The sequence below is a fragment of the Frankia sp. AvcI1 genome, assembly GCF_001420875.1.
GTDB classification, from domain to species: Bacteria; Actinomycetota; Actinomycetes; order Frankiales; family Frankiaceae; genus Frankia; species Frankia alni.
In genome coordinates this window covers 1-21,844 of sequence record NZ_LJFZ01000043.1, presented here as the reverse complement: position 1 = coordinate 21,844, position 21,844 = coordinate 1, and the positions used below count along the sequence as shown (strand labels likewise).

At 71.0% G+C, this 21,844-nt stretch carries 11 protein-coding genes and 13 pseudogenes; 15 read left to right on the top strand and 9 right to left on the bottom strand.

Annotated features, from left to right (window positions below):
- Positions 1–419: 419 nt before the first annotated feature.
- The 6 genes and pseudogenes from UK94_RS76625 to UK94_RS29185 all read left to right on the top strand — a co-directional run.
- Positions 420–1,021, top strand: a pseudogene (locus UK94_RS76625) (hypothetical protein); the annotation flags it as partial.
- A 1-nt stretch (position 1,022) separates the two neighbouring features.
- Positions 1,023–1,893 (top strand): annotated as a pseudogene (locus tag UK94_RS75375) (hypothetical protein); the annotation flags it as partial.
- Between the two features lie 339 nt (positions 1,894–2,232).
- Positions 2,233–2,393, top strand: a pseudogene (locus UK94_RS69425) (WD40 repeat domain-containing protein); the annotation flags it as partial.
- 75 nt (positions 2,394–2,468) lie between these two features.
- Positions 2,469–2,653 (top strand): annotated as a pseudogene (locus tag UK94_RS69420) (hypothetical protein); the annotation flags it as partial.
- A gap of 1 nt (position 2,654) precedes the next feature.
- The coding region (locus UK94_RS69415; RefSeq protein WP_235490505.1) for a hypothetical protein at positions 2,655–2,870 on the top strand (216 nt) is incomplete at its 5' end.
- 203 nt (positions 2,871–3,073) lie between these two features.
- Positions 3,074–5,057 (top strand): annotated as a pseudogene (locus UK94_RS29185) (protein kinase); the annotation flags it as partial.
- Between the two features lie 1,457 nt (positions 5,058–6,514).
- Here the strand turns inward: UK94_RS29185 and UK94_RS29175 are convergent.
- From UK94_RS29175 to UK94_RS69395, 5 genes and pseudogenes are all read right to left on the bottom strand, one after another.
- Complete coding sequence (locus UK94_RS29175) at positions 6,515–6,808, bottom strand: hypothetical protein (protein WP_055752358.1); 294 nt, start codon at positions 6,806–6,808, stop codon at positions 6,515–6,517.
- A gap of 439 nt (positions 6,809–7,247) precedes the next feature.
- Positions 7,248–7,802, bottom strand: a pseudogene (locus UK94_RS69410) (RCC1 repeat- and reductase domain-containing protein); the annotation flags it as partial.
- A 1-nt stretch (position 7,803) separates the two neighbouring features.
- Positions 7,804–8,078: pseudogene (locus tag UK94_RS69405) on the bottom strand (RCC1 repeat- and reductase domain-containing protein); the annotation flags it as partial.
- 1 nt (position 8,079) lies between these two features.
- A pseudogene (locus tag UK94_RS69400) lies at positions 8,080–8,195 on the bottom strand (RCC1 domain-containing protein); the annotation flags it as partial.
- A gap of 1 nt (position 8,196) precedes the next feature.
- Positions 8,197–8,417 (bottom strand): annotated as a pseudogene (locus UK94_RS69395) (RCC1 domain-containing protein); the annotation flags it as partial.
- A 2,131-nt stretch (positions 8,418–10,548) separates the two neighbouring features.
- On the opposite strand from UK94_RS69395, the pseudogene UK94_RS75370 reads away from it, so the two are divergent.
- Positions 10,549–11,400: pseudogene (locus UK94_RS75370) on the top strand (aminoglycoside phosphotransferase family protein); the annotation flags it as partial.
- Between the two features lies 1 nt (position 11,401).
- Positions 11,402–12,206 (top strand): annotated as a pseudogene (locus UK94_RS69385) (aminoglycoside phosphotransferase family protein); the annotation flags it as partial.
- 219 nt (positions 12,207–12,425) lie between these two features.
- On the opposite strand, the gene UK94_RS29160 reads toward UK94_RS69385, so the two are convergent.
- The 3 genes from UK94_RS29160 to UK94_RS69380 all read right to left on the bottom strand — a co-directional run.
- Positions 12,426–12,619, bottom strand: a 194-nt coding sequence (locus UK94_RS29160) for a 4-oxalocrotonate tautomerase family protein (RefSeq protein WP_235490502.1), incomplete at its 3' end; no start/stop codon positions are given.
- Positions 12,620–12,794: 175 nt separating this feature from the next.
- Entirely contained in the window at positions 12,795–13,061 is a 267-nt protein-coding gene (locus UK94_RS29155; RefSeq protein WP_055752355.1) for a hypothetical protein, read from the bottom strand.
- 396 nt (positions 13,062–13,457) lie between these two features.
- On the bottom strand, positions 13,458–13,670 hold a 213-nt coding region (locus UK94_RS69380; protein WP_235490499.1), incomplete at its 3' end, for a hypothetical protein.
- A gap of 938 nt (positions 13,671–14,608) precedes the next feature.
- On the opposite strand from UK94_RS69380, the gene UK94_RS69375 reads away from it, so the two are divergent.
- The 7 genes and pseudogenes from UK94_RS69375 to UK94_RS29095 all read left to right on the top strand — a co-directional run.
- Positions 14,609–15,436 (top strand): AAA family ATPase (locus tag UK94_RS69375; RefSeq protein WP_235490496.1); only part of this gene is annotated, 828 nt, incomplete at its 5' end.
- Positions 15,433–15,816 carry a hypothetical protein gene (locus UK94_RS29140; RefSeq protein WP_055752353.1) on the top strand — a complete coding sequence of 128 codons (384 nt, stop codon included), beginning with the start codon at positions 15,433–15,435 and terminating at the stop codon, positions 15,814–15,816. The genes UK94_RS69375 and UK94_RS29140, both read left to right, overlap by 4 nt.
- 76 nt (positions 15,817–15,892) lie before the next feature.
- Positions 15,893–16,027 carry a hypothetical protein gene (locus UK94_RS75365; RefSeq protein ID WP_268761705.1) on the top strand — a complete coding sequence of 45 codons (135 nt, stop codon included), beginning with the start codon at positions 15,893–15,895 and terminating at the stop codon, positions 16,025–16,027.
- A gap of 1,479 nt (positions 16,028–17,506) precedes the next feature.
- Positions 17,507–18,205, top strand: coding sequence for a hypothetical protein (locus tag UK94_RS29115; protein ID WP_055752348.1), 699 nt, complete (start codon positions 17,507–17,509; stop codon positions 18,203–18,205).
- On the top strand, positions 18,202–18,360 hold the full coding sequence (locus UK94_RS34175) for a hypothetical protein (RefSeq protein WP_157734492.1): 159 nt from the start codon (positions 18,202–18,204) through the stop codon (positions 18,358–18,360). The genes UK94_RS29115 and UK94_RS34175 overlap by 4 nt, the downstream gene beginning before the upstream one ends.
- A gap of 1,924 nt (positions 18,361–20,284) precedes the next feature.
- Positions 20,285–20,526 (top strand): annotated as a pseudogene (locus UK94_RS69370) (pentapeptide repeat-containing protein); the annotation flags it as partial.
- Between the two features lie 127 nt (positions 20,527–20,653).
- Positions 20,654–21,326: pseudogene (locus tag UK94_RS29095) on the top strand (pentapeptide repeat-containing protein); the annotation flags it as partial.
- A 200-nt stretch (positions 21,327–21,526) separates the two neighbouring features.
- On the opposite strand, the gene UK94_RS29090 reads toward UK94_RS29095, so the two are convergent.
- Positions 21,527–21,844, bottom strand: a 318-nt coding sequence (locus UK94_RS29090; protein WP_157734491.1) for a GNAT family N-acetyltransferase, incomplete at its 5' end; no start/stop codon positions are given.

Below are 21,844 nucleotides of genomic sequence, written 5' to 3'. Positions count from 1 at the left end.
CGATCGCGCAGACGGCCGAGGGCGCCTACACGGGGTTGGCGGCCGGCGCGCAGCAGGCTGCCCGTCCGCTGCTCATGCGGATGGTCCGCCTGGGCGAGGGTGAGCAGGACAGCAGGCGGCGGGTGCGACGGGCGGACCTGCTCGCCGCGGTGCCCGCGCGCGAGGCCGAGGCCGTGCTCGACGCGCTGGTCGCGGCCAGGCTCGTCGAAGCCGACACCGAAGGCGACGGCGACAGNCTGCAGATCGCGCACGAGGCCCTGCTGCGATCGTGGCCGCGGCTGCGGGAGTGGATGGNCGTCGACCGGGCCGCCGCGATCGCGTTGCAGCAGCTCGGCGACGCTGCCGAGACGTGGGATCGTGGCGCGCGCGATCCGTCGTACCTGTTCGGTGGGACCCGGTTGGCGGCGGCCCGGGAATGGGTGGAGTCGCAACCGGACCAGGCGCCCCTCTCCCCGGTCGCCCGGGCCTTCTACGACGAGAGCCTGCGCGTCGATCTCGCCGCGCAGCAGGCGGCGGTCCGGCGGACCCGTCGGCTGCGGCGACTCGTCGCCGTCACGACCGTCCTCGCGCTGGTGGCGGCGTCGCTGGCAGGGCTCGCCTACCGGCAGGGCCGCACGGCGGCGGCCGCCCGCGACCGCGCGTTGTCCCAGCGGATCGCGAACCAGGCCGACCTTGTCCGAGGGCCGAATCCGGCGATCGCGGCGCAGCTCAGCCTGGTCGCCTACCGGAAGGCCGACACGCCGGAGGCACGGGGCAGCGTGCTGTCGTCGTTCAACGGCGGTTCCGGAGTGCCGACCCGCTACCTGTTCCACCGCAACGCCGTGGGGGCGGTGACCTACAGCCCGAACGGGAAACTGATCGCGACGGGCAGTGACGACTGGGCCACGGCCATCTGGGACGCGGCCGATCCGCGCAGGTCGACGCCGCTCGCCGTCCTGCCGGGCCCGCGCGACGGCGGCCACACGCGGGCGGTGAAGTCGGTGGCTTTCAGCCGCGACTCGACCCTGCTCGCCACCGGCAGNGGCGACCGGACCGCCAAGATCTGGGACGTCTCGACACCGAGCCGTCCCCGCCTTCTGGCGACCCTGCCGGAGGCCACCGGGGATGTGTACGGGTTGGCGTTCAGCCCCGCCGCGGACCGGCTCGCCGTCGGCGGTTACGGCAACTCGGCGCGGATCTACGACGTCTCCGACCCGGCCCGACCGACCCTGCAGGGTGCGCTACTGATCAACAATCGGGAACCCCTGCACCGGGGGCCGATCGACGCCCTCGCCTTCAGCCCGGACGGCACCTTTCTCGCCGCCGGCGACGATGCCGCCTCCGCGGTGCTGTGGTGGGTGGGCCCCGGGTTGCGCATCGGCCCGGTCGGCCTGCTCAACGCCCCCGCCGGCGACCCCACGTCGCCCAGGGTCGGCGCGATCCGGGCCGTGGCGTTCGGTCCCGACGGCCACAGCGTCTACACCGCCGGTGCCGCGGGCCGCATCCGGGTGTTCAGCGGGCCGAACCTGCTGCACCTGACCCACACCGCGACCCTGGGCGTCGGCAACGACCCGATGACCACGCTCGCCGTTGCCCCGAGGGGCGGTCTGGTCGCCGCCGGCGGCAACCTGTTCGACGGCGTCCCGCTGTACGACCCGGCCGCCACCACGTCCAGCACCGCATTCACCGATACCTCGGACGGGGAGAGGCCCCTCACCTTCCTCGACGAGGGCGCGGTGACCTGGACCGTCGCCTTCAGCCCCGACGGGCGCCATCTCGCCAGCGGATCCGCCGACGGCGCCCTGCGCGTCTGGGAGATCCCTGGGCCCGCGCTCATCGGCCGCCACGGCGAGCAGCAGTCGTCCGAGGTCAACCCGCGCACCGGTGACGTCGTCACGGTGTCCTACCGGGCGGNGGAACTCTGGAACATCGCCGACCCGTACCATCCCGCGTCACTGTCGGCCATCACCGACGATCTGGCCGACGACGGNGACGTCACGAACGGCGCGGCGTTCCGTCCCGACGGTCAGTTGCTGGCCGTCGGGACGGCCAAGCGGGTCTGCCTCTACGACATCACCGACCCGCGGCGACCATCCATGATCAGCACCTTTGCCGGACCGGTCGGCGGGGTGTTCACGCTCCGCTTCAGCCCGGACGGCCGAACCCTCGTCCTCGGCGGCTTGGGCGCGCCACCAGCGTCGAGCTTCTCCACCGAGCTGCAGACCTGGGACGTGCGCGACCCGCGGCATCCGNCCAGGCTCGCCGCCGTCACCGCCCACCGCGACAACGTCCGTGACATCAAGTTCAGCCAGGACGGCCGGATCATGGTGTCCGTCGCCGATCGCAGTGTGCGACTGTGGGACGTCCGCGACCCGCGCCGGATCGTCCCCCAAGCGACGTTGCCGGACTTCCCCNGCGAGGCGCTGCGCGCTGNGTTCTCCCCGGACGGCCGAACTCTCGCGGTCGGCGGTGGCGGCCCCCACGCCACCCTGTGGAACGTCGCCGACCCGTCCCGACCGGCGCTGATCACCTCGCTGTCCGGCCACGTCAGTCAGGTGAACACCGTCACGTTCAGCCCCGACGGCCGCACGTTGGTGACCGGCAGCCTGGACAACTCGGTGCGGGTCTGGGACGTCCAGCGCCTGGCGCATCCGAAGCTGGTCGAACGATTGAGNCNCTCCGGCGGAACCGACACCGGGATCGGAACGATCGACTTCTCCCGGGACGGGTCGACCCTGATCGGCACGGTGTTCTCCCAGCCCGCGACGCTGTGGGACCTGGACGTGAAGCGGGTCGCGCAACGCGTCTGCACCCAGGCGGGAGTCGGCATCACCAGGGCGGAGTGGGCACGCTTCCTGCCAGACCAGGCCTACGATCCGCCGTGTGACTGACCTGGCCTTTGCGACAATCCAGCCTTTCGCGAAAATTCCCCTGTTCGCGCCGTTCGCGCCGTCCCCTTCGGACCGGCGCGAACGGGGGACGCACGGTCTAGGCACCGGCCGGCGGAGGGCGGGCGGGCGGCGGGCACACGGACGGCGGTGCCGGCGTGTCGGGCCGGCCGCGTGAACCTCGACCGCGCGAATCTGGAGGCGGNCCTCCCCGGCTACACGGTCACCCGGCTCATCGCCGGCGGCGGGTTCGGGCTCGTCTTCGCCGGCCAGCACCTGCGCCTGGACCGACCGGTGGCCATCAAGATCCTGCTCCCGGGAGCGGACGGCGCGGCTGCGGCCCGCGACACCTTCGCCGCCGAGGCGCGCCTGCTGGAACGCCTTGCCCACCCCCACATCGTGCGGGTGCATGACTTCGTCGAACGCGACGATCTTTCTATGATCATCATGGAGTACTGTGGCGGGGGGACGCTGCGCCGGTGGGTACGGCACCGACCGACGGTCGTGACCGTGGTCGGCATCGGGCTCGCCGTCGCCGCCGCGCTCGACCTGGCGCACCGCCAACAGGTGATCCACCGCGACATCAAGCCGGAGAACGTCCTGTTCGCCGGCGACGGAACCCCGAAGGTCTCCGACTTCGGCATCGCCAAGATCGTGGCCTTCAGCGGCAACCCCACGAACACCGTGATCGGCACCCCCGCCTACATGGCTCCGGAACAGTTCACCGGCACGGCCCTGCGGCCGGCGACCGACCTGTACTCCCTCGGCATCGTTCTCTACGAGCTGCTCTCGGGCCGCACCCCGTACTCCGGCCGGGGCATCGCCACCTACCTCACCCAACGGCACCTGCACGAACCGCCGCCGCCGTTGGGCGCCCCCACCCCGCCCGCGATCGCCTCGGTCGTGATGCGAGCCCTCGACGCCGATCCGGCCCGCCGGCCTCCCACGGCCGCGGACTTCGCGAACGACCTCGTCACCGCCACGACCCGCGTGTTCGGACCAGGCTGGTTACAGGGCTGCACCATCCCTCTCCATCTTCCCGACGAGATCCGCGCGTCGGCAGGTCGTGGTGGCCGGACAGCCACCGCCCCGCCGTCGGTACCGCAGGGCCGGCCCACCGCGCCGCGCCGGCCCGCCGTCCCGGACGCCGTCGAGACGGTCGGGTACACGGCGACAGACAGCCCCCCGGAGTCGGGTACGCCGGCAGACGACGTCCCCGCAGCGGCGCAGGCACCAGCCACTGTCCGCGCACCGTCCCCCACCGATCCGGCTCCCCCCGCCCCGGCTCCCCCCGCCCCGGTGGCGGACTCGCCGCCCGGACGCGGAACCCCCCCGGCCGGCGGCACGCGCGGATGGTGGCCGAGCCGACGCAGGTCGACGCGGAAGCCGGCCGCCCGATCGGCCGGGCGGCCGGTCGACTACCGGATCGACAGCCCGTTCGGCGTGGCCGTGGCCCCGGACAGGGCGCTGATCGTCTCCCAGCCGCTCCTGCACCGCATCAGCAGGGTCGACCCGGAGTTCCTCCTCGACCTGGCCCCTACCGGCGTGCCTCCCCACGGCCGAGGCGGGGGCCTGAGCGTCGTCGCCGGCACCGGGAAGGCTGGCCGCACCGGCGACGGCGGCCCCGCGTCCGACGCCGAACTGGACAGTCCCGCCGGCATCGCCGTGGGGCCGGACGGGTCCCTGCTCATCACCGACAGCCTCAACGATCGGCTCTGCCGGGTCTCACCCGAGGGCCGGATCGAGACCGTGACCGTCGTGTCCGGTCTGCGTCGCCCGAGGTCGGTGACGGTGGACGGGGACGGTGTCATCCATCTCGCCGATACCGGCAACCACCGGGTCTGGCGGCTCGACCCGGACGGCACGGCCCGGGTCGTCGCCGGCTCCGGCACCCCTGGGCACTCCGGGGACGGAGGTCTGGCGATCCACGCCTCGCTGAGGGGCCCGCAGGCGGTCGCCGTCGACGCCCAGGGCCGACTGCTCGTCGCGGACCAGGAGCACCGCCGCGTGCGGCGGGTCGACGCCGCCGGACGGATCGAGACCATCGCCGGCACCGCCTACGGGGGTCGCCCGGCGACGGCCGGCGGGCCGGCGCGCGCCACGGATATCGGCGCGCCGACCAGCCTGGCCGTCGGCCCCGACGGCATCGTCTACGTCGTCGATTCTGCGAACAACCAGGTACTCGCCCTGNAGGGCGACAGCACCCTGCGCGTGCTCGCCAGCAGGTCCGGACCGGTGGTGGTGGCCGATCCGCGCCAGGTGGCCGTCGGGCCGGACGGGACCGTGTACATCGCGCAGCCGGGTCGCCACCGCATCACGATCATTCCTGGATGACGGTTGCGCGGGCCCCTACCGGTGGCGGCCCGAGGTGAACATCCAGGCCAGGTGGGCGCCCGGCATGTCGCGGACGGCGCGGACGACCGGGGCCAGCCGATCCGGGTCACGCTGGTCGAGGTGTGCCCTGGCCGCCGGGCTCCGCGTGTCGGCGGGAAGGGCACGTGAGGCGGCAAGGGCGCGCTCGGTGTGGAAGGCGCGTTCGGCGTCGTCGAGAGCGCGCAGCCGTCGGGTTATCTGCGCCTGTACCTGTTCGAGCGCGGTGAGTTCGTCNCACCCCGTGGCGCGCTGGAGCACGATGACGTAATTGGTGGTCTCGCCGAGGGCGGCTTCCCGCGGCAGGGACACCACGTCGTTGGTCCAGGCAATGATGTCACTCGACGCCGCGCACAGCTCGGTCCAGCTCTCCGTGGCGGCGAGGTCCGGGGGGATTTCCGTCCGGTAGACGACTTCCACCAGGTCGTACATGAACATGGCGTTGTCGTTCCGGCGCAACGCCGGGTATTCCTCCGGGGTCGCCACCGTGCCGCCCTGCCGGTGGGCGATCTGGGTGAGGAAGGCGTCGCGGTGGTCGTGGATGTGCTGGAGGATGCGGCGGCGCCACGGTGCGGACATTCCCCGGGCGGTGCGGGGCCACAGGTCGGCCAGGGCGGTCACCGAGGGAGGCGCGGTGGCGGGCGCGGGTTGACCCTCGACGATCGAGGTGATCGACGCATAGGTCTCACGCACGATCGCGGCGTCGCGGCCCATGGGCCCTTCGTCCTGCTCGTCATCGAGGTGGAACAGCCACACCACCCACTGGGCGAAGAGCTCGACGTCGTCCTGCCGGGCGTCGGGCAGGCTCCGGGCGGCCGCGAGATGGAATCCGGCGGCGTCCAACCGGGCGCGCGCGGCGGCATCGGTGGCCAGGCCGAACTCGGCGGCCCAGGACAGAAGGTTTTCGCCGATGCGGTCGGCCGCGGGATGCAGCCGCTCGGGAATGCGGATCCCAAAATCGGGTCTGGGCACGCCGGCGGGACAGAGCTGACACATGATGGCCTCGGTGCAGGGAGGGGGCGGAGTCCGCCGACTGACGTGCCTACATGGCGAAGACGACGTTGCGGTAGGGCGAGCCGAAGTACACCGGAGACCAGCCCATGCGCCGTCGAAAGCAGGCGGGCCAGAACCGTCTATCCGGAATTATGGCGCCGCCAGGTGGCGCGGAGGAGGCATTCGGCCGAACTTCCAGGCACCTGCGACTGTGAAAGGCGACTCAACTCCGACTCTGGCTCCGGCGTGGATCTCGTCAAATCACCACTCACCGCAGTCGGCGATCAGGCGAGCAACCGGGGTTCGTCTCCGAGGCCGACCGCCTCGCTCGTGGCCCGGGTCTCGCTCGCAGCCCGGGTGAGGCGGATGAACCCTTCGGCACCCCGAACACTGCGTAGGCAGCCGTCTGCCATGTCCGCAACCAGGGCCTCGCCGTTGTTGCCCCAGGCGACGACCGGCACCTGGCAGACGAGCTTCTCCCCGTCACGCGTGCTGGCGGGCAGCCCGCCCACGATGTTCTTGTCGCCGCCTTCGAAGTTGGGCCTGAACAAGGCGGTGTAGCCGTGGGCGGGGATCATCGTGAGTCCTCCCAGTGGGTCTTGGTCTCGGCGGGGCCAGGGGTGGGGAGCGGCGAGCGGTCACGGCTCGGGCGGCCCTGCGGCACGCACCCACCGCAACGCCCGACGGGTGAGGACACGTTCCCGCAGGCGTGCCCGCCGTGCCGGCCCGGCTCGCCGCGGTGACGCCAGACGCTGGTGACGCCGCGGATGGGGACGTGCCGCGGCCCCGGCCGGCGAGGATGCCGAGCCGGGGCCGCGGGGATCGGGCGGGGTCAGGTTCCCCGCCCGTCGTCGATCAGGTTCTGTGGCGTCGTCGTGGGTGGCGGTGGCTGCAGTCCGCGGTCCGTTCCCACGAAGGGGGCCAGGGCGGTCGGGTCCGTGATCTGGCGGTCGGCCCCGGTCATCTGATCGAGGTGTTGACGAGCGTGTACCCGCTGAAGCCACCACCGGCGATGGNGTCGGCCCGGGCGATGCCGCTGACCTGGACGGGACGCAGGCTGAAGGCGGGAGTGGTGGTGCCGTTGCCGAGCTGCCCGAAGAAGTTGCTACCCCAGGCCCACACGGTGCCGTCCCGGCGCAGCGCGTACCCGCTGAAGCTGCCCGCGGAGATCGCGGTGACCCCGACGAGGCCGGTGCTGCCGCTGACCTGGACGGGTACCAGGGAGGTGTCGTCGGTGCCGTTGCCAAGCTGCCCGGTGTTGTTGAGGCCCCAGGCCCAGGCGGTGCCGTCCCCGCGCAGCGCGTACCCGCTGTTACCCTCGCTGCTGGCGGCGATGGCGGTCACCCCGGTGAGGTTGCGGATCACGACCGGTACCGTGCTGGACACGGTGGTACCGTTGCCCAGCTGCCCTTCGTCGTTCGCGCCCCAGGCCCAGACGGTGCCGTCCCGGCGCAGCGCGTACCCGGTCTCCTGGCCGCCGGCGATCGCGATCACTGCGCTGAGGCCGGTGACCCGAACGGGGAACGGGCTGTTGGCGGTGGTGCCGTTGCCGAGCTGCCCCTCGTCGTTGTCNCCCCAGGCCCAGACGGTGCCGTCCTGGCGCACCGCGTACGCGGTCGTGCCCCCGCCGGCGATGGCGACGACCCGGGACAGGCCGAGGACCCGGACGGGTACCCGGCTGTTGGTGATCGTGCCGTTGCCCAGCTGCCCGTAGTTGTTGTAGCCCCAGGCCCAGACGGTGCCGTCCTGGCGCAGCGCATACCCGTTGACGGCGCCGCCGGCGAGGGCGACGACCCGGGTCAGGCCGCTGACCCGGACGGGCACCGTGCTGTTCGTGATCCTGCCATTNCCCAACTGCCCGTAGGCGTTGTAACCCCAGGACCAGGCGGTGCCGTCCCGGCGCACCGCGTACGCGGCGTACCTGCCCGCGGCGACGCCGACCACGTCGGTCAGGCCGGTCAGGCCNCTGACCCGGACCGGCACCGCGCTGTTGGTGATCGTGCCGTTGCCCAGCTGCCCGAGGCCGTTGTAACCCCAGGACCATTCGGTGCCGGATCCCGCGACGGCTAGGTGCTGCCTGGAGGGCGTCCCCCGTGCGGGGGCCGCTGTGGCCGCTGCCGGCAGGGCCACGATGCCGGCGGCGGCCAGCGCCACCGCCCCCGTCCCCAGCCGTCCTCGACGAAGCATGTCCGCTCCTCAGAACCATAGGTGCCGTCATCGACACCCGATGGACACGAAGAGTAATCACGCGGAGCCACTACGCCGTTATCTGCGTGATATATTCGTTGCGCTGCGTGTTGCTCACACTCCTGGACATACGGCCGCCGAGCGCTGGCGTGAATGCGCGGCCGACCGGCAAAGGTCCGACCCACCCCCGGCGGATCGCCCGGGTAGGCCGATCCGCGCCTTCACTGACGCCGGCCGACGGNCCATCGCTGCGCGGACGACGGGGAGCCCGCAGCGATCGGGACCGGTCGAGCGCGGGAATCAACCGGCATGCCGGCCACGACTATGATTGCATCGTCCTCGGTGGCATTGCGGTCTGTGATGGTCGGAGGTTTACATGGCGCCAGCGCCACGTTTTCGTCGGGTGGCGGCCCTGCAGCGTCCTTTCGTCGACCGCGAACCGGTACTGGCGGCTTTCACCGAGGAAATGGCGCGCATCGGCGCGGGACCGCGCGTGTTCAATGCGATCGGTGTCGGCGGCATCGGCAAGTCGCGCCTGCTGCGTGAGTTGACCGACCGGGCCGCGAGCCAGGGCCGCACCGCCTCCCTCGACCTTCAGATTCACTCGATGCGCCAGCAGGAGGAGGCGCTGGCGGTGCTCCGTAACGAGCTGGGATCCCAGGGCGTTCCTTTCGACCGGTTCGACATCGCCTATGCCGTGCTCTGGCAGCGGCTCCACCCGCATCTCCGGCTGAACCGGTCGGACCTGGCCTTCGTCGACGACAGTTCGATCCTGACCGACATCGTCGACGCGGTGGCCGGGCTGCCGGTGTTCGGCACCGCCCGCGGACTGGTCAGGCTGCTGGAACGCGGCACGTCCGACGTGNGCCGCCGGATGCGTCTGCGCCGCGACCCGACACTCGCGACACTCGACGACCTGCCGATCAGCGAACTCGCCGACGCCGTCACCTACCTGTTCGCCGAGGACCTGCGGGCCGCCAGCCAGGACAGGCCGTACGTCATCGTCATCGACAGCCACGAGGCGCTGGTACCCAGCCCGGTGCGCTCGGGGCGGACCCAGCTCGCGGACGCGTGGCTGCGCGACCTCGTGGCGCAGCTCGACCGCGGCCTGGTCGTCATCGCCAGCCGAGAGCCCCTNCGCTGGGAGCTCACCGATCCCGACTGGGACGGCCTGATCCGGGTGAGCGACATCGGTGGGCTGCCGATGGAAGCCCGGCTGGAACTCCTCGACGCCGGCGGGATCGCGGATCCGTTCCAGCGCCGGACGATCGCCGACGCCAGCGCCGGGCTCCCCTTCTACCTGAATCTGGCCGTCGACACGCACCAGCAGACCGGCGGGCGGGTCAGCGGCGACCTGGTCTCCCAGCAGGAGATCCTGGCACGTTTCCTGCAACACGTCGCACCGGAGGAAATCCGGTCCCTGGAGGTTCTGAGCCCGGCGCGGATCTTCGACTACGGAATCTTCCAGCTCCTGGCCAGCACCTTCAACCTCCCCGCGCACCGGATCGCCTGGGAATCCCTGACGGCGTATTCCTTCGTCTATCCGGCGAACACCGCGCTGCGTTTCCACCAGCTCATGGCGTCCGCGCTGCGCGAGCGCCTGTCCGCCACCACCACCGCGGACATTCACGCGCTGTTGCGGGGGTTGTGGGAGAACCGCGCCGATCTGGCGACGGGCCGCGACAGCGGCAGCCTGTCCGCCCGAGCCCTGCGCGAGGCCGCTTACCACGNGCTGCAGGGTCACCACGCCGGCGGCACCGCGATCCTCGACTATGCGGACCGGGCCGTGCGCGGCGGCGGGCACGGTGCCGCCCGCGGCATCACCGACGACCTGCGCACCCAACTGCCCCATCAGCCCGCCGGCAGGGACCTTCCCGAGGCGTTGCGATGCCTCGACGCGGAGGCCGCGGTCCGCCTCGGCGACGCCGCCACTGTCATCGCCCTCACCCCCGGGCCCATCACCACGCTCGCCGTCGACACCGTCGTCGGAGCGCGGCTCGCCGTCGCCGCCGGGAACGGTCGACGCATCGCCGGTGAGACCAGCGCGGCGCTCACCATCTTCACCCATGTCTGGGACCGGGCCACCGGATCGCCGCGGCGGACCGCGGGCCTGTGGGCGGCCGACCTCCACATGGCGCAGGGCAGGTTCCGCGACTGCGAGACCCTCGCCGCCGAGCTCGACGAGTCCTGCCCGGCCGAGGACGCCGAGTTCTGCGGTGACGTGGCCCGGCTGAGACACCTCGCCCACCGGTTCGCCTTCGACTTCGACGCCGCCGCCCGCTTCCTCGACGAGGCCGCCGCCCGCTACGCCGAAGCCGGCAGCGTCCTGGGCGCGGCCAACATCCAGACCAACCGGGCCGAGCTCCTCGCCTTCACCCGACCTGCCGAGGCGATCATCGAGGCCGGGCAGGCCATCGAGATCCAACGGGAGATCGGCGCCCACCACGAACTCGGCAAGGCGTATACCGCCCTCGCCGTCGGGCAGCTGCGCTGCGGTCAGCTCGACGAGGCCGAGAACTCTCTTCGAGCCGCCTGCGACGCCCTGGACGGAGTCGGCTACCGGTCCGGACGGGCCCGCGCCGAGTTCTACCGGGCGGCCGTCCATGCCCGCCGCGGCCGGCTCGACGAGGCGGTCACCGCCCTGCGCTGGGCTGTCCACGAGCTGGAAGCGGCCGACGTCTACCCGACCATCATCGTCAGCGCGGCGCACGCCCTGGCAGTCCTCGGCGTCGACGACGACCGGGTGACCGCCGCCGCCCGGCGGGCACGGGCGGGTATCCAGCCGTTCGGCACCCACGCCGATCTCGACGCCCGCATCCGCGACTTCGTCACCGACCTCCTCGACGGGTACGCCTGGCAGCCCGACGAGCTGTACCGGCAGGCGATCGGCCGCCCCGACGCCGCGTCCGGCTTCTACAACCACAACATCCGGATGGGCACCCCCACCGGCGACGTGATCGTCCGCATCCCGATCCCCGGCAGCNACATCATGGATCTGATGATCTGGCCGGAGGCCGACGTGCTGCGGGCCATCCGCGGGACCGTCACCCACGCCCCCCGCCTGCTCTACGCCCGCACCCAGCCCCGCTACCAGATCGTCGAGTTCCTCCGCGGCCAGCTCCTCGACAACGCCGCCCCCCGCGGCACCCGTGTGCCCGGGCACCTCCTCGACGACGTCGTCGAACTGTTCGGCCAGCTTGGCCTCGTCCCGCGGGAGCACCTCCCGAGCCTTGCCACCGACTGGCCCGAAGACCGCCGGACCGCCGACTTCGCCCGCCGACTGTCCGCCGTCACCGCCGGCGTGCACTCCCGTTTCCTGCCCGAGTTCGGTGACCTGTACACCCGGTTCGGAATACCCGCCGACGCCCTCGCCCCCATCGAACAACGATGGGCGACCCTGCACCCCCGGCCCTTCCGGCTGCTACATACCGACATTCACCGCAAGAACATCATCGTCTCCGACGGGCGCGCCCACTTCCTCGACTGGGAACTCGCCCTCTGGGGTGACCCCGTCTACGACCTCGCCGTCCACCTTCACAAGATGAGCTACCAGCCCGACGAATCCATCGCCGTCGTCACCGGGTGGAGCACGGTCGTGGGCGGCGCCGCCGCCGAGGGATGGCAACCCGACCTCGACACCTACCTCGCCCACGAGCGGGTGAAATCCGCCATCGTCGACACCGTCCGCTACACCAAGCTCATCGCCGACGGAAACCTCACCCCCGACAGCCGCAACACCTTCATCGACAAACTCGTCGGCAAACTCGCCGCCGCCCACGCCGTCCTCGGNCACCACCCCGGCATCGACCACGCCACCGCCACCATCCATATCCAGCAATGGATCGACCGGCGCAGATAGGGGGGTGTCACGGTCAACGATAGGGGGGTGTCACGGTCAACGACGAGTCGCACCTGCCCATCAGGCGTCGATTCCGACCAAGATGTTCGGAATTCCTCGGCGAGTAGTCGGCGGCTTCTCAGGTGCTCCCGCTGACCTGGAGTTTCTNNACGTCCTCGGCGGTCATGCACCGTCCTCCGATGCCCCAGTCCCCGCTGCGGACCTCCTCGACGACGACATGGGTCACCGATCGCATCGCCTCGCCCTCGATGCCGACCATGACCTCGGTCAACTTGGTGATCATCTCCTGCTTCTGCTGTGGGGTGAATACGCCCTCGATCACTTTCACGTCGACGAACGGCATGTCCGTTACCTCCAACGCTGTACCCCTGACCCCAGCCGCCGTCCGGCAGCCGGGCTGACCACGGTGTACCCAGGCAGGCCGACGAAAGTCAGGAGTCTTCCTGTCGCGGGTCGTTACGNGCCTGCGAACGCTGTGCCGGTGTCGCGGGGGCCCAGTGTTTCGTCCCCCATGCGGATCAGGAGGCTCCGACGAGGAACGAGTACGTGCTGGCACTCACCAACCAGCGGCCGTCGACGCGGACGGCTTCCGCCTGCCGCCTGATCTCGTACCCCCAGCGCGCGCCGAGCTCCGGGTCGGTGTGGGTGATGATGACGGTCGCCTTGGCCCGGTCGCCAGCGATCAGCGTGATGGTCCCCAGCCGTACCTTGAGATTGCCGATGACACCTGGATAACGCTGAATGAAACGCAGTCCGCATGATGTTGTAAAACCACGCGATCCCACGTAACCCCGTGAACGCAGGAAATCCCTGCTAGGGCTGGGCTTCTCGCCTGTCCGCGCGGAACTGGTCGATGACGACGGTGAACTGGCCGTTGACCGCTCAACGAGCGTTGTGCCAGGTCAGCGACCTGGCCGCTCTCCCGCGGTCCNCAATCCGTCCGCATGATCTTGCAAGTCCGTAGACGTCCATGNCGCGTCCACGATCCGGCGCGTCCGGTCCGCCGAGTCCGGGAACAGGTGGGAGTACGTCCGCAACGTCTCCGCCGGGTCGTTTCCGAGTCGGGCCGCCACCACGGTCACGGACTCCCCGCCATCGATCAGCGTCGACGCATAGTGATGACGGAGATCATGGAAGGTCGTGTCGGCCGGGACGGTCGGAAGCTCCGACGACGTCGTCCNCCTAGCCTTGCGGTCCCGTTTCCGCTCGGCGGCCGCCGCGTTCACCGCCTCGACGGCATCCGCGAACGCGAGGTGAACCATCCGCGCGGAGATCGGCTCCCCCTTCGCGGTCTCCCCGCGGTGGAGCAGGGTGCCCAGCATCTCCCCCGCAGTCAGGACCGGGCCCTCCGGCTGGGCCGCCCGCTGCGAACCCGCGAATCCGAGGCCGCCCACGAGCGCGCCCGGCGTGACGCAGCGATTGCCCGGATGGGGCGGGTGGGCGCGTGACCGACGCAGGTCCGATCGACCCGGCTGTCATCCGGGCTGAACGGGACATCCTCGGCGTAATGATGATGCGCCCCGGCAGCGTCGAGGTGGTCTGCAACATCGTTGCCGCCGAGGACTACGCGCGGCCTGCGCACCAGGAGATTCACCGGGCGATCTGGGCCCTGTTCACTGCCGGCGAGCCCATCGACCGGACGTCGGTCGCGGCCCGGCTGAGAGCCACCCCCACGGTCCGGGGACGTCACGGCCAGCATCAGACGGTGCTCGACGCCGTCGGGAGCATGACCTACCTCGATGACCTGGCAGGCGCCTACACGACAGCGGGCAGCGCGGGATACCACGCCCGCATCGTCGCGGCGGCCAGTGAACGCCGGCGATGGGCCGAAGGACTGAACCGGCAACTCGAGCGTGTGGCGAATCCGGCTGTCGACATGNCGGACGTCAAGGCCGACCTGCGGACCGCCCTCGACCGGGACTTCGGACCGGACCGCGGCAAGGCGGGGCGCCGCGCACGGGTCACCTGGGGGACGAAGATCGAACCCGAACCACCCTGGTGGGCGTGGGAGGACGACGGCCGGGACCTCCCCGAGGACAAGCTCGCGTCGTTGCGGGTGCCGGTGCCGTTCGGCCGTTTGCCGGTCGGGGCGCTGGCGATCGCCGCCGGCCGCGAGGNCACGGGCAAGAGCTCGTTCGGGATTTGGCTGGCCGCCCACATCACCCGGGGCACGCTGCCCGGNGCGTACTTCGGCACCCCGCGCCGCGTCTTCTACGTGGCCGTCGAAGACAGCTGGAAGCACACCTTGATGCCCCGGATGATCGCGGCCGGGGTTGACCGGTCGAGGGTTGGCCGGTTCGACGTGGTGGTTGATGAGGATACCGAGCTGACNCTGTCCCTGCCGGCAGACCTCGACCTGCTCGAGGCCGAGATGGTCCGCCATGACGTCGCGTTGCTGGTCGTCGATCCGCTGATGTCGGTCATCGGCTCCAACATCGACACGCACAAGGAGCGCGACACCCGGACCGCCCTCGACCCGCTGGCGAGGCTGGCGGACCGCACCGGTGCGGTGGTGCTCGGCATCGCCCACTTCAGCAAGGCGTCCGGTAGCGACGCCTCGTCACTTATCACCGGGTCCGGCGCGTTCAAGAACGTCGCTCGGAGCATCTTCGGGTTCGCCCGGGACCAGGAAGACGGAAGCAGGGTCTTCAGCCAGGTGAAGAACAGCCTCGGGCGGGACCACCACGACCTTCCGTCGCTCTCCTACGAGATCAGCGATGTCGTGGTCGAAACCGCGAAGGGCGACGCCCACGTCGGCAGGTTCCATTTCAGCGGCCTGTCCGAGCAGTCGGTGCATGAGGCGCTCAGCGGCTCGAGGCCGGGCTACTCCGCCCGTGACGCGGAGACGTGGCTGACCGAGTACCTGACGGAGGCCGGAGGCACCGCGCCATCAAAGGAGATCAAGGAAGCAGCGAAGGAAGAGGGCATCTCCAACAAGATTCTTCGCAAGGCGCGGGAGTCACTGAAAGTAGTCATCGAACAGAGCGGGTTCCCGAAAGTATCGACGTGGTCACTCGCCTCGGCTCCAGTCATGCCCAGTGGTGCCCACTCGGGCCCCCCGCCACAACTGACACGACTGGGCACGACTGGGGGCGCGGGCATGACTGCATCCCAGGACACGGCCGCGCTCACGGCCACGGAAAGTAGCGATGCCGCATGATCGCCAACGCTGACCGGGCTGCTCTCGCCGGCGAGAGCGAGGCCCAAATTGCCGCCCGGATCGCCGAGGCCGCCCGCCGCGCCGATGCCCGCCGCGCCGCCGAGCTGAAGAAGCGCACCGCCCGTGACGCCGGACTCGTCCGCCGTCACGCACGCAAGATCAACCGACTCGAAAGGACCCCGCCCATGACCACCGCGACCCCGACGGCGGCCGACCCGCCGACCGCCCGCACCCTGATCGACACCGGGGCGTGCGCCGCCGGCTGCATGCTGGCCGTCTCCCCGCCCCGCACCTGCCGGTGCGGATGCTCCGGCCAGCACCACGGCGCACTCGGCCCCACCCCCGTGCCCACCCTCGACCCGGCCCGGGCCGCCGCATGAGCGCCCCCCGGACCGCCCGGCCCTGGACCGGCAGGCCCCGGCCCGACGGCGACACCGAGGCCACCGCCCGGGCGCCGTGGCGGGGCATGCGCTCCCCGGCCGCCTGGACCTGCCCGTCGTGCCGGACCCCGTCATGCCGGACCCCGCCGTGCTCGGCGAGCTCCTCGCCCGCCATGCCACCGGCTGCCCGTCCTCACGGCCGGTGGCGTGATGGCCGCCTGGGGTCCGTCCCCGCTGGGCCGAGAGGACCCCTCGTGACCACCGAGCCCGACTCGCCCAGCGACCCCCAGCAGCAGGCCGCCGAGGAGCGGCTCGCCGATATCAAGGNGCGCCTCCGCGAGTTCCAGAAGGCAGAACGCGCCCGGCGGATCCGCACCGGCACCCTCCGACCCCGAACCCACGCCGAAATCACGGCCCACCTCGATGCCCTCGACGAACGCGACGCCCGTATCCAACGCCGAGTCCGAAAGGCGGCCCGACCCCCTACCGACAACCATGACCGGCCAGCCCAGCCGGACCGGTCGTTCACAGCTCCCCGCGCGTGACGCGCGCGCGAGGCAGGTGATCACATGCCCTCGAAGTCGCCGAAGCCGCCGCCGCTCACAGAGCATGAGAGGGCCGTGATCCTCGCCATGGTCGCGGACGGGCTCGGTTGCCGCGAGGTCGCCCGGGAGGTCGGCCGGTCCCCGGCGATGGTCTCGCGAGTCGCCCGCCGGGCAGGTCTCACGTTTCCGCGAGCGAGCTGGACCGCCTCGGCCGCGGCCGCTCGGCGGAACGACCTCGCGTGGCAACGGACCCTCCGCGAGGAAGCGATCATGCGGCAGATCGATCGGCACTTCCAGGCCCAGGGTGACCTGCGCACGGCGCCGAGCGCCCACGTCCTTGNTGAGGCGCTCGCCGTCGGGTTGACGGTCGACCAGCTTGTCTGCATTTACTACCAAACCCAGCGCTACTGGGAACGACCTTGATCACAAGAGAGGGAGTTGGTGTGATTTTCACCGACCCGNCCGACGTTGCCGGCCGCCGGGTGGCCGACGTTCTCCGCCGCCACGGGTGGACCCCATTCCCACAGGCGGCATCGGCCCGGCATCCCGCTCGGACACGGGTCGGGGAGCCGCAGGTCCTCGCGGTACGTGGAGGCCGGATCCTCGCCGTGTGGGTGCGGACCTCCTTGCCGAGGCCAAGCCGGCTGCCCGACCTCGACCGCTTCGGCCCGCACGTCGAGACCTTCCTGATCGCTGGCCCGGGCGACCTACGTTCCCTCCGCGACCGGCTCTTGGCTGTCCAAGAGGCGGAGGGAGCGTGAGCCTCGACGTCACCGCGCTGTCCGAGGCGCTCGAGCGGNCCATGTCCGCGGTCCCTGTGCCTACGCAGCTTGCGGGCGCGGTCCGTGATCTTCTGCTGGCCGGCCTGGGCGCGCGGATGCGGACGGATGGCGGGGGCCGGGTGCCGCCCGGTCTCGTCGACCTCATGCGAGCGCTGGACGACGCTGCGACTGGCCGCCTCCGACCGACATTCCCGGGGGAACACACGTTCGGCCGGCAGTCGATGGTGGAAGAGATCGGCGCGCCGGAATTCGCACGCCGCGCCGGTCTGCCCCGCCAGACCGTCACCCGGCTCTGCCGGACCGGCGTGCTACCGGCCCGCCGCGTCGGCCGCGTCTGGCTCATCACAACGAACGTGGAGCCCGATGTCCCCCCAGCCCACGACACCGCCGACCCCGGCGGATGACCTCCGCCACCTCGACGCCACCGCCCTATCCGCGGCCATCGCGGAAGCCGAACAGGCCGCCGCTGAAGCCGAGCAGATCGCCGAGGCCGCCGCGGCACGCCCCGTCGGCACCATCGACGAACAGGCCGAACAGGAAGCACTCGGCGCCTTCGCGCGGGCCCGCGCCCGCGTCCTGCACACACGCGGCGACCAGGCACGACGGGAGCAGGCTCGCAGGGCCCGCCTGCAGGTGATCGCCGACGCGATCGACAACCGGCCGGCCGACCACCAGCGGGTCTTCGACCGCGCCGAGCAGATCGCACTCTGCCTCCGGCAGATCGTCGAGGTTGTCGAGGCCCGAAACGGTTTCGTCGCCGAGACCACCGCCGCGATGCGCGACGTCGGGATCCGCCCCGGCCATCTCGCCGAGTCCTCCGCGGCTGTCCTGCACCTGTGGTGCCCACCCCCGGGATACGGCCGGACGGTCGGCCATGAGACCCGCCGGGTTGACGCCGTCGACCTCGACGAGCTGCTCACGCTCGTGCTCCGCCGGGCGCTGCCGGCCCTTCCGAAGGGCTGGCATGCCCCCAGCCTGCCAGACACACCGCGCACCGCGGACCTCCGCCAGGTCATCGCCGGGAAATTCGCGGAGCGCCCTGACCTCCGGGAGGACGCATGACCAGCCCGTGGCTTCCCGACCCTGGCCAACAGTGGGCCGAGGCCGACCTGGCCGACGCGGTGGCCGCCGAGGCCAGCAAGGAGATTACCGCCGCGCATCGCCGCGGCGACCTGTCTGATCTTCTTGCCCGCGCCAACCCGGACCGCGTCGAGTAGGCGGCTCTCATCTCATGCGAACGCCAAACACGTCCCACCCCGTCCCGTCGCCGGCGGACCTGGTCGCCCGGACCGAGGTCCCCATCCGGTGGCCGGCGATCTCGGAGAGGATGGCACGCCGGCTCACCGCCGAGCGGCGTATCCCGACCTGGATGATCGGCCGGCGGGTGTTCGTATCGGCCACCGATATCGAGGAGTACATCGCTTCGTGTCACCGGCCTGCGGCACCGCCGATCCACACCGCGTAGCTTCCCGGTATGAGTAGCGATGACCTCGTGATCCGTTTGGAGCCGCGGAGCGAGTTCGCGATGGTCTACTTCCGGGTGCCACGAACGCTTTCAGGCGAGATGGATCAGGCCCTCCGTGACGTCGGTGCTGAACCTGCTCGGATCGCAGAGTTCGGGCTCGGGCCCGTGGATGTCGCTCTCGGCGTGCTCGCGGCTCCGGGTATATGGCAGACGGTTCGTGCGGGGATCGAGGCCATCGGCGCCCGCCATAAGACCAAGACCTTCCGTCTCCAACTGTCTGGTGACGAGTCGATCGAGGTCGATGGTCATTCCGCAGAGGAGACCGAACGCCTACTCAAGGCTGCGGGTGATCTGTACGAGCGCAGGGCCGCGGAGTGGCGCCGCCTCTCCGGCNGAGACAGCGGCGAAGGTACGGATTCCGCTGGCTCGTGACCCGGGCACGCTGCGTGGGTCACGGCGGGAGACTGCGGGGNTCTACGGTCCCCCACAGCTACAACAGAACCGTGATTCTGTTGTAGCTTCTGATCATGCTTACCGAGCCCGTCGCACCGTCCATCGACGTTGCCCTCGCCGAGATCATCGAGCCGAGCTCGCTCATGCCAGCCGTCGGAGAGAACCCGTGGCCCACGCTCGTCGCGCTCTGGCTCGACTCCGGGTTCGCGGCGAAGACGCGGGAGGCGTACGGCCGCGGGGTTGCCGAGTGGACGAGGGCCTGCGCCGGTTGGGACGTCCATCCGCTCGCCGCGCGCCGGCAGCACCTCGACCGGTGGGCCCGCGAGCTGGAATCCGCCGGGCAGGCATCCACCACGATCGCCCGGAAGCTGTCCTCGGTCGCCTCGGTCTACAGCTACGCCGCCGACGAGGGTGTCATCGCCGCCTCGCCGGCCGCGCGGGTCCGCCGGCCGAAGACCACCGACCGCCACCAGGCCCCCGGCATGTCCCTCGACGAAGCGCGGGCGTTCCTCGCCGCGGCGGCCGCGGACGGGCCGCGCACCGAGGCGCTCATGGGGCTGCTGCTGCGGAACGGCCTGCGGGTGTCCGAGGCGATCGGCTTGGACGTGGCCGACCTGGACACCGAACGCGGGCACCGGATCATCCGCATGGTCGGCAAGGGAGCGAAGGCCGCGGTCATCGTGCTCGCCCCGGCCACCGNCCATGCCCTTGACGTCTACCTCGACGGCCGCGCCGACGGCCCGCTGTTCGCCACGTCGACCGGGCGGCGCCTGGACCGGCCGGCGGTGTGGCGCAAGGTCCGCCAGCTCGGTCAGCTGGCCGGCCTGCCGCAGACCCGGCTGTCGCCCCACTCAATGCGCGCCACCGCCATCACGCTCCTGCTCGACGCCGGCGCGAGCCTGCGCGACGCCCAGGACTTCGCGCGGCACGCCGACCCGCGCACCACCCGCGGCTACGACCGGGCCCGCGGCAACCTCGACCGGCACGGGACTTACGCGCTGTCCGCGTTCCTCGGCGAGTAGTCGGCCACCTGATGGGCCACGACATCGTGACGCCGAACGACATCGCGTATTGGAAATAAGGGCCGGCCCGGATGCCCACAACTGGGCCATTTTGGTTCGAATGTCGTTTAACGGTGTACAAACCTAGTCATGGTGGATGACGGGGGATCAGCGCGGCGTAGCGGCCGGCGGTGGCTATGCGTGATTGCCGGGCTCGCAGGNATTACGGCGATCGCGGCGGTGGTGGGGATCTGGCATCTGCCCGCGCGGATGTATCCGGGTACCGGTGACGGTGCGGTCCAGGCACGGGCGGCGTTGCAGGGCGGGCTGCTGACCGCGGCCGCCGCCCTGGTCGCCGTCGCCGGCGCGCTGATCGCCTTGGACGAGACCCGCCAGGCCAACGCCGAAACCCGGCGGGCGAACGAGGCCGCAGACGCCCGCGAGCGGGAGGCAAACAAGAACACNCACGTCCGGGAGCTGTTCACCCGCGCGGTGGACCAGCTCGGCTCGGATAACGACACGGTCCGCCTCGGTGGGATTTACGCGCTCGAGCGCATCGCCACCGACTCCCCGTCCGACCAGCGCACTGTCATGGAAGTCCTCTCCGCGTTCGTCCGGACGCGCAGCACCGACCCCGATCTACGCCGGGCAACGCCACCGAGCGGGGACAACAGCGTTCCGCCGGTGCGGCCTGCGGCCGACATCCGTGCCGCAGTCCAAGTTCTCGCTCGCCTCCCCCTCGATGAGGACATTCCCCGCGCTGATCTGACCGGCGCCGACCTCACCGGCCCCGCTAGCCTTGCCGGTCTCCAGTTCCCCGCCACAGCAAACCTCGCGGGAGTTGATCTTAGCCGGGCGGATCTTTCTGGAGCACGCCTGTCCGGAGTCAACCTGGCGGGTATTCGAGGTAGCGGCCGTGTGCCCGGCTATCCACTGCTCGAGGGTGCTCTGCTGGATGACGCGGTGCTCACCGACGCCGTGCTTGCCGGTGTCCGGCTCGAGAGCACGAGGCTGACCCGAGCCAACCTCGTCCGAGCCAAACTCGGTTATTCAACCCTCACGGGCGACATGACGGGTGCCGATCTGACCGACGCGGATCTGTGGAGGGCGAACGTTGAGGCCAACCTCCAGGACGCCATCCTGACTCGGACCCGCCTGTCCGAGGCGCGTCTCGATCGGTCTCTGAACCTGAGTCCCGAGCAGGTGAACGAGGCTCGTGGGGACAGCGGAACGCACCTGCCGGGGCACATAACCCCGCCGCCAGNCTGGCCCATCAATCCAAGACATCCCCGGTAAGCGGGCCGCCCGTACGGGAATGGGTGCAGATGTAGTCCCGGATGGGATACAGCGACCGGTATGGAGACCTTCCGTTTCCAGAGGCGGGCTTCGACCGGTACGCGCCGGCCGGTGTGGCGGATCCTGCGGGGCGGGCCCTCGTCACGCCGGCTGGCATCGCACTGGCGTCTACCCGTCGTCCTTGCAGTTCCTCCACTCGTCGCGGCTGATCGTATAGATGGAGTACTCGCCGCCCTGGATCGTTTCGGTGCGGTCGTAGGTGAGGCCGAGCTTGGTGGCGACCTTGATCGAGCCGGTGTTGTCGGCGGTCATGATGGAGATCAGGTCGTCTCGTTTGACGACGTCGAACGCGAACTCGAGCGCGGCGCGGCCCGCCTCGGTCGCCAGGCCCTGGTTCCATCGGTCGCGGCGGATGGTCCAGGCGATCTCGCAGCCGGGCCAGCCGAGCGCCTCGTACAGGCCGGCGCGGCCGAGGAGTTGCCCGGT

Excerpts from the sequence above, each read along its gene's own strand:
- UK94_RS29175 (WP_055752358.1), bottom strand. The coding sequence starts at position 6,808 with ATGATCCCCGCCCACGGCTACACCGCCTTGTTCAGGCCCAACTTCGAA.
- UK94_RS29140 (WP_055752353.1), top strand. The coding sequence starts at position 15,433 with ATGATCGCCAACGCTGACCGGGCTGCTCTCGCCGGCGAGAGCGAGGCC.
- UK94_RS29115 (WP_055752348.1), top strand. The coding sequence starts at position 17,507 with ATGTCCCCCCAGCCCACGACACCGCCGACCCCGGCGGATGACCTCCGC.
- UK94_RS34175 (WP_157734492.1), top strand. The coding sequence starts at position 18,202 with ATGACCAGCCCGTGGCTTCCCGACCCTGGCCAACAGTGGGCCGAGGCC.